Annotated in this window: 12 protein-coding genes; 4 read left to right on the forward strand and 8 right to left on the reverse strand. The window is 74.6% G+C overall.

Annotation, left to right across the window (positions count from 1 at the left end; all coding sequences use genetic code 11):
• Positions 1-62: 62 nt before the first annotated feature.
• Positions 63-530, forward strand: a complete 468-nt coding sequence (locus CLV28_RS02800; RefSeq protein WP_239073156.1) for a GNAT family N-acetyltransferase — start codon at positions 63-65, stop codon at positions 528-530.
• An 85-nt stretch (positions 531-615) separates the two neighbouring features.
• Here CLV28_RS02800 and CLV28_RS02805 read toward each other — a convergent pair whose 3' ends face one another.
• Positions 616-4,653, reverse strand: coding sequence for a S8 family serine peptidase (locus tag CLV28_RS02805; RefSeq protein ID WP_157802457.1), 4,038 nt, complete (start codon positions 4,651-4,653; stop codon positions 616-618).
• A 112-nt stretch (positions 4,654-4,765) separates the two neighbouring features.
• On the opposite strand from CLV28_RS02805, the gene CLV28_RS02810 reads away from it, so the two are divergent.
• Positions 4,766-5,803 (forward strand): helix-turn-helix domain-containing protein, encoded by a 1,038-nt coding sequence (locus CLV28_RS02810; protein ID WP_100421746.1) that lies wholly within the window; start codon positions 4,766-4,768, stop codon positions 5,801-5,803.
• A gap of 167 nt (positions 5,804-5,970) precedes the next feature.
• Here the strand turns inward: CLV28_RS02810 and CLV28_RS02815 are convergent, their stop codons facing one another.
• From CLV28_RS02815 to CLV28_RS02825, 3 genes are all read right to left on the reverse strand, one after another.
• Positions 5,971-7,740: a S1C family serine protease gene (locus CLV28_RS02815; RefSeq protein ID WP_100421747.1), complete on the reverse strand. Its 1,770-nt coding sequence runs from the start codon at positions 7,738-7,740 to the stop codon at positions 5,971-5,973.
• Between the two features lie 90 nt (positions 7,741-7,830).
• Positions 7,831-9,789: a 2-succinyl-5-enolpyruvyl-6-hydroxy-3-cyclohexene-1-carboxylic-acid synthase gene (menD, locus tag CLV28_RS02820; RefSeq protein ID WP_100422357.1), complete on the reverse strand. Its 1,959-nt coding sequence runs from the start codon at positions 9,787-9,789 to the stop codon at positions 7,831-7,833.
• A gap of 22 nt (positions 9,790-9,811) precedes the next feature.
• A complete protein-coding gene (locus CLV28_RS02825; RefSeq protein WP_100422358.1) occupies positions 9,812-10,828 on the reverse strand; it encodes an o-succinylbenzoate synthase in 1,017 nt (338 codons plus the stop codon).
• A 93-nt stretch (positions 10,829-10,921) separates the two neighbouring features.
• Between CLV28_RS02825 and CLV28_RS02830 the strand changes: the two genes are divergently transcribed.
• On the forward strand, positions 10,922-11,410 hold the full coding sequence (locus CLV28_RS02830; protein WP_100421748.1) for a type III secretion system chaperone family protein: 489 nt from the start codon (positions 10,922-10,924) through the stop codon (positions 11,408-11,410).
• A gap of 27 nt (positions 11,411-11,437) precedes the next feature.
• Here CLV28_RS02830 and CLV28_RS15745 read toward each other — a convergent pair whose 3' ends face one another.
• A complete protein-coding gene (locus CLV28_RS15745) occupies positions 11,438-12,166 on the reverse strand; it encodes a TetR/AcrR family transcriptional regulator (RefSeq protein WP_203968127.1) in 729 nt (242 codons plus the stop codon).
• Positions 12,163-12,489: a DMT family transporter gene (locus CLV28_RS02840; RefSeq protein ID WP_100421749.1), complete on the reverse strand. Its 327-nt coding sequence runs from the start codon at positions 12,487-12,489 to the stop codon at positions 12,163-12,165. The genes CLV28_RS15745 and CLV28_RS02840 overlap by 4 nt, the downstream gene beginning before the upstream one ends.
• Before the next feature lie 109 nt (positions 12,490-12,598).
• On the opposite strand from CLV28_RS02840, the gene CLV28_RS02845 reads away from it, so the two are divergent.
• Positions 12,599-13,564: a 1,4-dihydroxy-2-naphthoyl-CoA synthase gene (locus CLV28_RS02845; RefSeq protein WP_100421750.1), complete on the forward strand. Its 966-nt coding sequence runs from the start codon at positions 12,599-12,601 to the stop codon at positions 13,562-13,564.
• Positions 13,565-13,567: 3 nt separating this feature from the next.
• Here the strand turns inward: CLV28_RS02845 and CLV28_RS02850 are convergent, their stop codons facing one another.
• Together CLV28_RS02850 and CLV28_RS02855 are read right to left on the reverse strand one after the other, a co-directional pair.
• Positions 13,568-13,774 (reverse strand): hypothetical protein, encoded by a 207-nt coding sequence (locus tag CLV28_RS02850; protein ID WP_100421751.1) that lies wholly within the window; start codon positions 13,772-13,774, stop codon positions 13,568-13,570.
• A 183-nt stretch (positions 13,775-13,957) separates the two neighbouring features.
• Positions 13,958-14,920 (reverse strand): DUF3048 domain-containing protein, encoded by a 963-nt coding sequence (locus CLV28_RS02855; protein ID WP_239073157.1) that lies wholly within the window; start codon positions 14,918-14,920, stop codon positions 13,958-13,960.
• Positions 14,921-14,952: the final 32 nt, after the last annotated feature.

Raw genomic sequence — 14,952 nt, forward strand, 5'->3', positions numbered from 1 at the left:
AACATTCGCCCGAGGCGCGGCATCCCGCGACGAAACGGTGACCCACTGGTAACGTCGCCGCCGTGCCCGATTTGTCCACAGACCCCGCACCAGCCGCCTCCCTCGACGACCTGCTCGTGCGCCGCGCGACGATCGGCGACCGCGACGCCGTCTGGCCGCTCGTCCAGGAGATCCCCGGCGACGAGCCGGACCGGGCGGCGTACGACCGCTCGTTCGGCCCGCTCGTGAGCGCCCTCGACACCTACCTGGTCGTCGCGGAGGACCCTACCGAGGGCCTCGTCGGCTACCTGCTCGCCAACTACCACCGCACCATGGCGGCCGGCGGGACGGTCGTGTGGGTCGAGGAGGTCGCCGTGCTGCCCGACGTGCGCGGGCGCGGCGTCGGGCGTGCGCTCGTGGCCGCCGCGGAGACGTGGAGCCGGAGCGTCGGGGCCGTGCGCATGAGCCTCGCGACCCCGCTCAGCGGCGACTTCTACCGCGCGCTCGGGTACCGCGAGGACGCGACGTACTTCACGACCGACCTCGACTGAATCCGACGTCGCCCGAGGCGCACGACGACGGCCACCCGGCTCCTCGTGGGAGCCGGGCGGCCGTCGTCCGCCGGTCGGGCGCAGGTCAGCCGCAGGTCACCGCGGCGTAGTCCTTCGCGAACGGCGTGGTCACCGCGAGGGTGCCCACGGTGCCGGACGCCGTGACGTCGGCCTCGCCCGCCCACACCGCGTCGAGCCCGGTGTCGAAGAGCGTGTACGCGGCCTTGCCGGGCGCGACGTCCTCGACCACCGTGCTGCCCCAGGGGCTGGCGAGGGTGACGTCGGCCGGGAGCGTCCCGGTGTTGTACGCGTAGACCGCGACCGCGGCGTCACCGTTCACGCACTGGCTGCGTGCGCTGACGGAGAACGCGTACTCGGCCCCGAGCTGGTACGTCCGGGCCATGGACTGCGTGACGGTGTTGCCGTCGGAGTCCTCCATGACGACGCGCAGGTTGACGTACTGCCCGGCCTCGCCGTCGTTCGGCACGGTCGCGGTCCACGTCCCCTTGCCGGCGTTGTGCTTCATCGACGCGGTCGTCCAGCTCGCGACCTTGGTCACCTGGGTCTCGGTGCCGTAGGCGTACTCGAGGCGGACCGAGTCGAGGTCGACCGGACCGTTGTGCGCGTCGCTCACGGCGCCGAGCGCGATCTTGACCGGCTCGCCCGCGGGCAGTCGGCTGTCGAGACCGATCGGCACGTCGACCGTGGGCACGAGCAGCGGCTGCGGGCCCTCGACCGCGGTGCTCGTCGTGAAGCCCCAGGTGGTGCGGAACGACAGCCCGAACGACTGGTTGGTCGTCTCGCGCCGGTCGAAGCCCTGCTCGACCGTGACCCGGGTGGGCTCGGACGGCAGCTCGTAGGCGCCGCCCGTCGGGACCAGTCGCGTGTCGCCGACGGACACGTTCTTGAGCGTCCCGTCGCCGTACTGACCGAGCGAGTCGTGCCCCGCGGCATCACCGAAGTGAGGCACCGAGAGCGTCATCCGGTCGATGTCACGGTTCGCGAGGTCGACGCCGTCGGTGCGCAGCGTCGCCCCGTACGGGGTGTCGAACCAGGAGGTCGACTCCTTGGCGCCGGGCTCGTACGAGCGCGGGCCGTCGAACGACGCCGTGCCCTGCAGGTTGGTGCTGGCCCGCATGATCGAGGTCCACCGCACGTCGGGTGACGCCGAGAAGTACTCGGTGCGGCTCTGCGGGGCTACGGGGATGAACGAGGCGCTCGCGTAGACGGACCCGGCACCGGGCATCGAGAGCCCGAGGTCGGAGATCCACTTGCGCGCGTCGTACCCCTGCGCGTGGTAGTCGGCCGAGACCTTCGCGAGGTCCTTGTTCTTGACCTTGTGCTCGCCCGTGACGATCTTGCCCTCCTGGACGATCCCGAGGTTGTAGGCGTACGGGCTCGTCGAGAGGCCCGTGCCGTCCCACGCGACGGTCCCGCCGCCGTCCGCGAGCAACGCCTGCAGGTGCTCGGCGTCCTGCGCGGTGATCGTGAACATCGGGACGGTCGTGCCGTTGCCCGAGCTCTGGAAGCGCCCGACCGTCCCGGGCACGTAGGCCAGCACGGCCTGCGCGCCGCGGCCCTTGAGCGCGCGGTCCCAGCCCAGCGGGTTCCCGCCCGCGTTCGCGGTCGAGGCGTCGACCAGCAGGATCTTGCCACGCACGTCCGTCGCCGCGAGGTTGGCGTCCGTCCCCGGTCCGACGTCGACCACCGGGGCCGCGCCCTGGGCGTCAAGCTCGGCGCCCAGGAACATCGGGATCGGGTCGAGCGCGTAGCCGTCGTCCGCGGTCAGGGTGTGCTCGGGCGCGAACGCCCGGGTCGTGGCCTCGAACGTGAAGCGGTCGTCGACCGTGGTCGGCGTCGCGTAGAGGTGCTCGACGGTCGACGGGATCGTCGTGAGCTTGCCGGTCTTGACCCAGCCGTCCTCGGCGAGACCGTACGTGTACCCCAGCGAGTAGCCCTGCGTCTGCGATTCCTGCGGGGTCTTCCACGACAGCTCGTCGGCGTCGCGGGCGTCCAGGACGACGGTCGTGTCGCCGTCGATCTCGACGTGCGCCGCGTAGTCGAGCGTCACCGAGCGCGCGAGGCCCCCCTGGGCCGTGTCTCGCGTGATGATCGTCGCCGCGAAGTCGTACGTGCCGTGCGTGAGGTTCACCGCGAGGTCGCCGCCGGCGGCCGAGTACCCGTTGCCGGTCCCGTCGTGCCTGTTGATGATCTGCACGGCCGAGAGCGAGTCGGGTGCGTTGCCGAACCGGTCCTTGGTCACGAGGTGCACGGTCGCGTACGGCGCCTGGAACGCGATCGAGAACGGGACCGTGACCCGCACGTCGTCGCCCACGCCCACCAGTCGTCCGGTGATCGTGCCGTAGTCGTCGGCGGTGAGACCCGCGGACGGGTCGATGCGCACGGGCACGTCGGCGGTCCCGTGCGCGGGCACCACGACCGGGTCGTCGTCGACCGTGAACAGGTCGGACCCGACGGGGTCGCCGCCGTCGCCGATCGCGCTCACGGACAGGTCGAGCGTGACGTCGTGGTCGCTCAGGTTGGTCAGCGTGACGTCCTTCGTGACCGCCTCGAGGTCGGCCTGCGGGTACGTGAACGACCCGAGCCGCAGGTTCGGGGCGCCGATGACCGGCTGCGTGACGGCGCGCGCGACGTCGAGGGGCCCGGCGCCCTGCTCGAGCACGGGCGCCGCGGTCTCGGCGACCGACGACGTCAGCGCGTCCTTGAGCTCGACCGGGCTCCAGTCGGGGTGCGCCTGCTGCAGGATCGCTGCGGCGCCGGCGACGTGCGGCGTCGCCATCGACGTGCCCGAGTAGGCCACGTAGGGCTTGGTCGGGTAGCCGTTCGCACGGGCCGCGACCACGTCGACGCCCTGCGACGCGATGTCGGGCTTGGCGCTCCAGCCGTCGACCGACGGGCCGCGGCTCGAGAACGGGGCGGTCTCGCCCTCGCGGTCGATCGCGCCGACCGTGAGCGCGGCGGGCGCGCAGCCCGGCGTCGAGACGGTCTTGCGCAGCGACGCGTTGCCGGCCGCGATCACGAACAGCGCGTCCTTCGACAGCGCCTGCACCGCGTCCACGTCGGGGCCCGTGCAGGACTTCGCGCCGTCCGCGCCGAGCGACATCGACACGATGTCGGCGCCCTGGTCGACGGCCCACTGCATGCCCTGGATGATGCCCGAGGTCGAGCCCGACCCGTCGTCGCCGAGCACCTTGCCGACGATGAGGTCCGCACCCGGGGCCATGCCCGCGTACGCGCCGTCCGACGCCTCGCCCGAGCCTGCGACGGTCGACGCGGTGTGCGAGCCGTGCCCGTTGACGTCGTGCGTCGTGCCGCCGACGAAGGTCTTGGAGACGCTGACCTGGTCGGCCAGGTCGGGGTGGGTCTCGTCGAAGCCCGTGTCGAGGACGGCGACCGTGACGCCCTTGCCGTCGAACCCGGCCTCGTGCGCCGTCCCGGCGCCCGTGAGCGGGACCGTCGGGTCGGGAAGGTCGGTCACGGCCGTGCCGTGCACGACCTCGTCGAGCCAGATCTTCTCGACCGCGCCCGCGCTGCGGGCCTTCGCGGAGGACGCGGGGACCAGCGCGGCCCACGCCTGCGCCGCCTGCGCCTTGTCGACCTGCGCGCCCGCGCCGCCGATCGAGCCGAGCGAGGCCGTGACGTCGACGCCCGGGGTCGTCGTCCGCGCCTGGCGGCCGCCCGCGTACTGCAGGATCACGGGGAGGGTGTCGCGGTGAGCGTCGTCGTAGCCGCTCGTCCACAGCTTGGTGACGTTGAACAGCTCACGGTCGACCGTGCCGGCGTCGATGAGCGCCTGCACGCCGCCAGGCAGCACGTACACGTCGTCACCGTCGATCACGGTCGAGGCCAGCACCGCCTCGCCGTCCGGACCGCGCACCGCGCCGGGGGTGACCCGGCCGTCGGCGTCGACCCGGGCCTCGACGGTGTCACCCGTGACGAGCGTGAAGACCGCCGAGGACGACCCCCCGTCCTCGTCCTGCGTGGTCGGCGGCGTCCCGGACCCGGTGTCTCCCGGTCCCGCGGTCGCGGCCGTCGTCCCTGTGGCGAGCAGGGCGAGCGTGGTGACCGCCACCCCGACCTTGCGCCATCGTCGTGCATCCATGTGTGGACTCCTTTCCGCGACCAACGATCGCCCAGGGCACATGCCCGGCGGGAGACCTCACGGTGGCGGGATGACGACATGGCGGGATGTCGCCATCTGCGACAATCGCGCTGTGCTGACGGATCTTGGCCTCCCCGGGGACGCCGACGACGAGGCGGTCTACCGCGCGGTCATCACCGCGCCCGCGCCGAACGCGCACGAGGTCGCCGGCACGCTCGGCTGGGAGGTCGACGAGGTGCTCGCCGCCCTCGACCGGCTCGCCGCGCAGTCGTTCGTCGCCCGCGCCGACGAGCCGTCGGACGACCCCGCGGCACCGCACCGTGCGGACCAGCGCTGGACCGCGTCGCCCCCGGAGCTCGTGCTCGGGCCCGTGCTCGCCCGCTCGCGCGAGCGGCTGCGCCGGGCCGAGAGCGTCATGGAGGACCTCGTCGAGACCTACCACCGCGAACGTTCCCCGCGGACGGGCTCGGAGCTCGTCGAGCTCGTCGAGGGCTCGGCCGCGCAGGCCCTGCGTCTGCGGCAGCTCGAGCGCAGCGCGCGGCGCGAGATCTGCGCGCTGCAGTCGGGCAGCAACACCGTCGTACCCCTCCTGCGCCGGCCGCAGGAGGCGTCACCCGCAGGCGCGCCGGACGACCGTGGCCGCACGGGCGGCTCGAACGGTGCCGCCGACGGCACGACGCCGCCGAGCACGACCGGACGACGGCTCCGGATCGTCGTCGATCCCGCCTACCTCCGTGAACCCGGTGCGAGCCAGCGACTCGACACCTGGGTCGCCCGGGGCGAGGAGATCCGGGTCTCGGACGAGCCAGTGACCAAGCTCGCGATCGCGGACGACGACGTCGCGATGGTCCAGGTCACGCCGCGGACGTCGGTCATGCTGCGACGTCCGCTCGTGGTGCTCGCGCGCGAGCTCTTCGAGGCGACGTGGCGCTCCGCCCGCCCCTACCTCCAGGGCGGGGCCGGTCTCGAGCCCGAGGACCGCCGGATCCTCGAGCTCATGCTCGCGGGGCTCACGGACGCGGCCGTCGCGACGCACGTCGGGCTCTCGGCCCGCACGGTGCAACGGCGCGTCAAGGCGCTCATGGTGCTCGCCGGGGTGGGTTCACGGGTCCAGCTCGGCTGGCACGCGGTGCGACAGGGCTGGGTGTAGGAGCGCTCCCGCCCGAGACCTGCCGACAGAACGCGGGCCCGGCCGGTGCGCACGTGGCGCACCGGCCGGGCCCGGCACCCGAGGCGCCCCGCAGGGGGGATCGCAGGCTCCTCGGTCTCCCGCCGCGCGCAGGGGGTGCACGCGGCGGGAATCATCGGACGGTGACGTCAGCTGCCGTCACCGAAGAACTGCTTGAGCCAGTCCGGCACCTGACCGGGGTCGGTCGACCCGCCCTGGCCCTGGTCGCTCTGACCGCCCTGCGAGCCGTCGGAACCCTGCCCGTCGGAACCCTGCCCGTCGGAACCCTGCCCGTCGGAACCCTGGGACCCGTCGCCCGAGCCGCTCTGGTCGTCGCTGCTGCCCGTGACCTGCTGGTCGGCGGGCCGCGTCGCGAACGTGACGTCGACCTGGGCGGCCTTGCCGTCGCGCACGTAGGTCAGCGTCGCATCGGCACCGGCCGCACGCTCGCGCACCTGCGCGGTCAGCGACTCGGCACCGTTGACGGCCTCGTCGTCGATCGCGACGATCACGTCACCTGCCTGGAGCTTCGCGTCGGCCGCGGGCGAGCCCTCGGTCACCTCGCCGACCTCGGCGCCGCGGCGGGTCACGCCGTCGGCGGTCGCGGTCGAGTCGCGCAGCGTCACGCCGAGGAACGCGTGCTCAGCCGAGCCGTCCGCGATGAGCTGGTCGCTGATGTTCTTGGCCAGGTTGACCGGGATCGCGAAGCCGAGACCGATCGACCCGGACTGCCCCGAGGCGCCGCTCGAGAGGGTCGCGATCGACGACGTGATGCCGACGACCTCGCCGTTCTCGTTGAACAGCGGGCCCCCCGAGTTGCCCGGGTTGATCGCGGCGTCGATCTGGATCGCGTTGGTCACGACCGCGTCGCTGCCGTCCTCGCCCGAGGCCGACACGGGTCGGTCGAGCGCCGAGACGATGCCCGTGGTCGCGGTGTTCGCGAGGCCCAGCGGGTTGCCGACCGCGAGCACGGGGTCGCCGACCACGACGTCGTCGGAGTCGCCGAGCGTCGCGGGCGCGAGGTCCTTGGGCGGGTCGGTGATCTGGATGACCGCGAGGTCGGTCGTCGGGTCGGTGCCGACGATCTCCGCCTCGTACAGCCGCCCGTCGCTCAGCGTGACCTGCACGGACTCCGCCCCGGAGACCACGTGGTTGTTGGTCAGGACGTGGCCCTGGTCGTCGATGATGACGCCCGAGCCCTCCGCGCCGCCCGACTGGGTCGTGATCGCGATCGCGACGACCGACGGCGCGACGGTCGCGTCGACGGTCGACCAGTCGACCGCGGTGCCCGCGGAGTCGGAGACCGGAGGGTCGGCCTTGTCGTTCGAGCCGACGTCCGCGAGCGAGGCCGACGACGACCCTCCGTCGTCGTCGAACGCGCCCGTCGCCCAGGCCGTGCCGCCCGCGGCCAGCAGGGCCGCGACGACGGCGGTCACCGTGACCGGGAGCCACACGGACTGCTTGCGCTGCCGGGGCTCGGCCGGCGTCGGCGTCGCCGGGTCGCCCGGCCCGCCCTGCGCACCTGGACCACCCGGCGCACCCGGACCACCCGGTGCGGTGGGCTGGTAGCCCTGCTCCGGGTAGCCCGTGCCCTGCGCGAGCGGCACGGGGATCGGCGCGGTCAGGTGCTCCTGGGGACCCTGGTGCGTCGTCTGCTCAGCCTGCTGGGGCACAGCCTGCTGGGGTGCCGCCTGCGGCACGGGCGCCTGGGGCGCCGTCGGCTGGTGGGCGGACTGCTCGTACCCGGGCGCGGCCTGCGGGGCAGGGGCGGGCGGTGCCGGTGCCGGCTGGGGTGCAGCGGGCGTCGGCGTCTGCGCCGGGATCGCCTGGGTCGGCTGGTGCGTGGGGTGCTGCGGTTCGTGCGGGGCGTGGGGTGTCCTGGGATCGACCGGCTGGTCCGGCGTGGTCTCGTCGCTCATCGCGTGGCCTCCTCGTTCGGTGACTACTCCACACCCCCCGGCTGGGCCGCGGCTTGAGCGTTGCTGGGAGTTCTCTAGGAATCGAGCTCCCTAGGAATCCTGCCCCGTCGCGGTGCGGACCGCGCGCCGGACGGCGTCCGCGAGCGCCCGCCCCCGTTCGCGTCGGTCGTCGCGCGTGACCCGCACCTCGATCACCCGGGTGCCGGACGGCGGCCCCGCGGCGAGCCGGGAGACCGCGGCCGCGTCGTCGGCCAGGTCGTGCCGCACGCCGTACCCGGCGCACAGCGCGGCGAGGTCGGCGCCGTGCGGGGTGCCGAAGACGCGCTCGAACGTGCGCGCCGCGGTGGGCGAGCTGCCGGCGAGGGCGCCCTGCTCGAGGGTCGAGAAGATCGAGCCGCCGTCGTCGTTGACGACGACGACGGTCAGGTCGGCCGCGGGCTCGAGCGGGCCGCGCAGCAGCGAGCCGGCGTCGTGCAGGAACGTCAGGTCACCCACGAGCGCGCGGGTGCGGCGTCCGGACGCGAGCGCGACGCCGGTCGCGGTCGCGATGGTCCCGTCGATCCCGGCGAGGCCACGGTTCGCGAGCACCACGGGCGGGGTGTCGCCGACCACGAGGTCGAGGTCGCGCACGGGGTTGGACGAGCCGACGACGAGCACGTCGTCCGGCCCGCACGCGTCGACGACGGCGCGGGCGACGGCGACCCCGTCGGCGGCTGCGGGTCCCGTGGTCCTGACACCGGTCGTGGTCGTGGCGCCCGTCGTGGTCGTGGTGCCGGTCGTGTGGTTCGTGTCGGTCGTGCTCGCGAGCACGACGTCGCGCGCAGTCTTCCCCGCCCGGCGCCATGTCGCGAGCCACGGCGCGGGCGCCCCGGTCCCCGTGCCCCACGCCGCGGGGATGCCGGGCAGCACGAGCGCCGCGGTGCGGCTCGCGTCGGGCCAGGGCCCGGCACCGGGGGCGACGACGACGGTCGCGACGTCGTCCCGCGCGAGCAGCGCCTGCACGGGCCGGGACAGGGTCGGACGTCCGAGCACGACGGCGCGACGCACCTGCGGCCCGAGCACGTCGAGCACGATCCGGTGCACGGCGATCGCGTGCGTGCCGCCCGCGGCGCCCGACGACGCCTCGGCGAGCAGGGGCCAGCCCCGGGCCTCGGCGAGCGCCCGGGCCTCGGGACCGGCGCCGTCGCCCGCGACCACGACGGTCGGGGGCTCGTCGGGTCCGGTCGCGACGAGGGCGGGCGGCACGTCGTCCGGCAGGACGACGCTCGGTGCGCCCGGGTGTTCGGCGCTGGCGTGTCCGGCATTGGTGAACTCGACGCTGGTGAGGCCGGCGCTGGTGTGTCCGGCGCCTGCGACCTCGACGACGATGCCCTCGACGACGATGCTGCCCGGCACGTCGGGCGGGAGAACGGCGGACGTTCCCGCTCCCGACGACGGCACGACGCCGGCGGGTGGCGTGAGCGGCTCGCGGTAGGCGAGGTTCAGGTGGACGGGCCCCGGGTATGCGCTGCGCACCCCGCGGGCGGCGGCGAGCACCCGGTCGAGCGTCGCGCGCAGGTCGCGCGTCTCGCCCGTGCGGCCGTCGGGGGCGGGCACGTCGGTCGCGTCGCGCACCGCGGAGCCGTAGAGGCCGACCTGGTCGGTCGTCTGGTTCGCGCCCGAGCGCCGCAGCTCGTGCGGGCGGTCGGCCGTGAGCACGACGAGCGGCACCTGCGCGTGGTGGGCCTCGAGCACCGCGGGGTGCACGTTCGCGGCGGCGGTGCCGGAGGTCGTGACGACCGCCGCCGGGGTGGGGCGGCCGGTGCGCAGGGTCGCGCCGCGCGCGAGACCGAGCGCGAGGAACCCGGCCGAGCGTTCGTCGACGCGCACGTGCAGGCGCAGGCGCCCGGCGTCGTCGGCCGCGGCCAGGGCGTACGCCAGGGGCGCGGAGCGCGACCCGGGCGCGAGCACGACGTCCTGCACGCCGTGCGCGACGAGCGCGTCGACCGTGCGGCGGGCGGCGGTGACCGCCGGGGGCTCGGGGGTGGGGTCGGGGGTCGTGGGTGGCACGGGGTTCACGATGCCACGGCGCTCAGGCGGTCACCGCACGGGCCGCGACCCTCTCGAGCCGCTCGCGCCACCAGCGGGACGTCGCGTCGTCGGCGGCGAGGGCGTCGAGGTGCTCGTCGTCGGGCACGGGGCGGGCGACCCGGATCGCGCCGTCGACGGGCGCGAGCGGCTCGGCGACGACGTCGCGCACGAGCAGCTGGGTCGTGGCCAGCCCGCACGCGTACGGCAGCTCGGGCAGCGCGGCCGCGAGCGCGACGCCTGCCGCGATCCCCACGGACGACTCGATCGCGGACGAGACGACCACGGGCAGCCCGACGCGTTCGGCGAGCTCGAGGCAGGCCCGCACCCCGCCGAGCGGCTGGACCTTGAGCACCACGACGTCGGCGGCCTCGGCCCGCACGACCGCGAACGGGTCCTCGGCGCGGCGGATCGACTCGTCCGCGGCCACGGGCACGTCGACCGCGCGGCGTACGCGGGCCAGCCCGGCGACGTCCGCGGTCGGCTGCTCGACGTACTCGAGGCCGCCTGCGGCCCGGTCGAGCCGGCGCACGCGCGCGACGGCCTCGTCCACGTCCCAGCCACCGTTCGCGTCGATGCGGATGCGCCCGCCCGGGCCGAGCGCGTCGCGGACCGCGGCGAGACGCTCGGCCTCGACGTCGACCGGCTCGACCGTGCCGTCCGCGAGCCGCTGCGCGACCTTGACCTTGGCCGTGCGGCAGCCCCCGGAGGCCCGCACGATCGCGGCGGCCTGCTCGGGGCCGACGGCGGGCACGGTCACGTTCACGGGCACGACGTCGCGCACGGGCGCGGGCCACCCCACGTCGCACGCCTCGCGCGCCGCCCGCCACCACGCGAGGGCCTCCGCGTCGTCGTACTCGCGGAACGGCGAGAACTCGCCCCAGCCCGCGGGGCCGCGCAGCAGGACCCCCTCGCGCACCGTGATCCCCCGGAACCGCACGTGCAGGGGCGTGCTCCAGACGCGGACGTCGAGGGGCGGGGTCGTCGCCCCGGGCCGGGTCGCGGCGGGGACGGGATTCACGGGCGGCTGCACGCTCCCAGGCTATGCCGCACCTGGCGGCCGAGCCGCGGACGCGTGCGCCGCGGGCAGGCTCGGCGCGGTTATCGTCGGAGCATGGAGAACATCGAAGGCCTCGTCCACGTCCCGTCGAACCGTCCGCTCTCGACGGAGCGCGTGGCCGCCTACCTCGAGCTGCGCGAGTGGCAGTTCACCGAGGCCGGCAAGGGCGACCTCGCGGGCGCGTGGAACGGGAACACCTTCCACTTCATGGTCACGGGGCGCAACGACGAGATCCTGCAGGTGCGCGGGCAGTGGCAGCACACGCTCGACGCGTCCGAGACGGGTCGCATCGCGGGGATCACCAACGCGTGGAACCTCGAGCGGTTCTGGCCCAAGACGTTCTGGCGCTCGGCCGAGGGCACGGTGTCGGTGTTCGTCGACGTCTCGACGGACCTCGAGTTCGGTGCGGCCGACGACCAGCTCGCGCAGCACATCGAGTGCGGCCTGCAGTCGGGCCTGCAGTTCTTCCAGGTGCTCGACCACCAGTTCCCCGAGATCTCCGGGGTCGAGCGCAAGGAGACCCCGACGCCGGACGAGGCGTGATCGTCGGCGGGCGCACGGCCCGAGGGGTCAGCGGTCGAGTGCGCTGAGCAGCTGTTCCAGCAGGTCCGTCGCGTGCGCCCGCACGTCACGCCCCTCGGCGAGCGCGCTCACCGCGGCGCCGTCGACCACGGCGACGACGAGCATCTCGTCGAGGCCGAGGCCGAGCACGTCGAGCATCTGCGCGAGCGCGGCGTCGAGCGCAGCGCGTCCGCTCGCGTAGGCGGCGGCGAGCGCCGTGCTGCGCGCCGCGCCGACGAGGTGCTCGTAGAACCCGGTGGTCGCGGTCCGGTCGCCCACGGGCAGGATCGCGTCGGTCAGGAGCTCGGCACGGCGGCGATGCCCGTCGGTGCCGGGCCGGATCCCGTCGGCGACGGCCGCGCGGGCGACCTCGACGTGCTGCGCGGCGTGGTCGGCCCACCCGGCGGCGAGCACCGCGCCGGCCTCGGCGACGAGCTCGTCGAGGCCGTGGAAGTAGTACGTGGTCGCCGCGAGCGGGACGCCCGCCTCGGCCGCGACCGTGCGGTGCGTGAGCGCCGCGGGCCCGTCGCGCAGGATCACGTCGGCGGCGGCCCGCACGATCGCGTCGTGCCGGCGTGTGCCGCGGGCCTGGCGGCGCGGCGTGCTCCCGGTGGCCTCCGGGGTGCCGGCGGCCGCGGTCGTCGCGTCTGCGGCTGTCGTCGCGTCTGCTGCCGGCGCCTGTGCGGTCGAGGCGTCGGTGGTCGAGGCGTCCGTGGTCGCCGCTGCGGGCCCGGTCACCGGTCACCGCCCGAGGCGAGGTTGAGGCCGACGACCCCGGCGACGATGAGGACGATCGACATCAGCTTGAGCACGGAGACAGTCTCCCCCATCCAGATCATCCCGATCACCGCGGTGAGGGTCGCGCCGATGCCGACCCACACCGCGTAGGCGGTGCCCACGGGCAGCGTGCGCAGGGCGAACGCGAGGCCGCCCATGCTCGCGGCGAGGAGCACGACGAACGTGACGCTCGGCCACAGCCGGCTGAATCCGTCCGACGCCTTGAGGCTCAGCGCCCATCCCGCCTCGAGCATCCCCGAGACCACCAGCACGGCCCACGCCACGTCACACCTCCGGTTCGACCGTCATTTCCTGGACGACCGTACCAGATTCCCGTGCGGGCCGCCCGCACCGCGCTCCGCCGTCGACCCGTCGCCCGGCTAGGCTGAACAGGTGAGCGCACTCCCCCGCACCGTGTCCGAGACGTTCGACCCCCAGGCCTGGCGCGACGTCGCCGGGTTCGAGGACCTCACCGACGTGACCTACCACCGCGGCGTCGAGCGTGGGCCGGACGGCGAGCGCGACCTCGCGATCGTCCGCGTCGCGTTCGACCGCCCCGAGGTGCGCAACGCGTTCCGCCCGCACACCGTCGACGAGCTCTACCGCGTGCTCGACCACGCGCGCATGAGCTCGGACGTCGGGACGGTCCTGCTCACCGGCAACGGCCCCTCGCCCAAGGACGGCGGGTGGGCGTTCTGCTCGGGCGGCGACCAGCGCATCCGCGGCCGGGACGGGTACCGCTACGCGACCGCGGACGAGGACGGGACGCTCGGGACGACGTCCGACAGCATCGACCCGGCCCGGGCCGGGCGGCTGCACATCCTCGAGGTGCAGCGGCTCATCCGGACCATGCCCAAGGTCGTCGTCGCGGTCGTCGACGGCTGGGCCGCGGGCGGGGGCCACTCGCTGCACGTGGTCGCGGACCTCTCGATCGGCTGCCGCGAGCACGGGCGGTTCAAGCAGACCGACGCCGACGTCGGCTCGTTCGACGGCGGGTACGGCTCGGCCTACCTCGCCCGGCAGGTCGGCCAGAAGCGCGCCCGGGAGATCTTCTTCCTCGCCCGCGAGTACTCCGCCGAGGACGCCGAGCGCTGGGGTGCGCTCAACGAGGTCGCCGACCACGCCGAGCTCGAGCGCCTCGCGATCGAGTACGGCCGGACGATCGCGACCAAGTCGCCGCAGGCCGTGCGCATGCTCAAGTTCGCGTTCAACCTGCCCGACGACGGGCTCGTGGGCCAGCAGGTCTTCGCGGGCGAGGCCACGCGCCTGGCGTACATGACCGACGAGGCCGTCGAGGGGCGCGACGCGTTCCTCGAGCGCCGTGCGCCCGACTGGTCGGGCTTCCCGTACGCCTACTGAGCCTCAGGCGCCGCCGACCGAGCCGAGGACGCCCTCGGCGAGCTGGACCACGACCGCCGTCACCACGCCCAGGAGCACCGCGAGCGCGAGCACCGCGCCCACCACGGCCCGGACCGTCGTGCGCCGCACCGCCCGGCGCTCGTCCCGACCGTCGATCGGCGGGACGAGCGCCGGGGAGAGCGGACGGGAGGAGCGGGCGGGCGTCGTCATAGGACGATCCTCGCCCGGCGACCAGGCCCGGCACATCGTCCCCGCGGGGGATACCCGTGCGCGCACGATGGGCCCTGAGGAGGACAACCCCGCGGGCGACGGCCCCACGGAGGACCACCCCGCGGATGACGAACCCCGCGGACGACGAACCCCGCGGACGACCACCCGCCCGGGGGTGCGTCGTCAGCTCGTCGTGAACGACCCGCCCTCGCTCGGCACGAGCTCGACCCAGGTGCTGCCCGGCGCGAGCAGCGCGGGCTCGCCGTCCGGACCGGTGAGCGCGAGCACGGCCCCGACGTCGTCCTTCGACCACGCGACCTCGACGGCCTTGCCCTGCGAGAGCAGCAGGCCCGTGCCGGTCCCGACGAGCTCCGACTCCGGGACGGGGTTCCCGGCCGGGTCGAGGTATCCCGTGTCGACCATGCGGACCGAGAGCACGACGACGTTCGCCGCCGTGAGCCGCGAACCGCCCGCGTCGACGGCCGGGACGTCGCCGTCCGAGCGTTCGTACGCGCCCGACGCCCACGTCCACACCGTCGTCTGCACGCCCGAGAACCTCGCCGTGAGCGTGCCGGCCGCGTCGCCGGCCGTCGCCGCGGTCGACTCCTGCGCGGACTCGGCGAACGCGAACTGCGCGGGCGGCAGGTCGTCGTGGTCGGCGTCCGCCTGATCCCAGAAGTCCTGCGGGTCGGCGTAGACGTCGTGCGGCGCCGCACGGTCGTCCGTGCGGTAGAAGCCCGGGTCACCGTCGTCCATCACGATCGCCTGGATGCCCGCGTCCGCGACGTCCGCGAGGAACGGGTCCTGCCCGCCCGTGAACACGAACGGCCCGCCCAGCGGGGCGACGACCGCCGGGTCCATGGGACGCACCGAGCGGATCGGGCCGACCTCGCCCGGCACCTGCGAGTGGTAGACCGCCACGAAGCGCGTGATCCCGCCCTCGACGACCTCCTCCCAGACGACGTCCGCCTGGTCGAGACCCGTCTGCGGCCGGGCCGGGACCGAGTTCTCGATCTTGACCGCGAGCGCCGGACGCACCGTCACGTCGTCCGACCGCACGCCGGTCAACGGCCACGCGTCGGGAACGGCGGGCTCGGCCTCGCCGTCGTCACCGCACCCGGTGAGCGCGATCGCCCCCAACGCCACGCACGCCAGCATCGGACGGGTCCTCGTCGACC

The organism is Sediminihabitans luteus (genome assembly GCF_002797595.1).
Classification (GTDB): Bacteria; Actinomycetota; Actinomycetes; order Actinomycetales; family Cellulomonadaceae; genus Paraoerskovia; species Paraoerskovia lutea.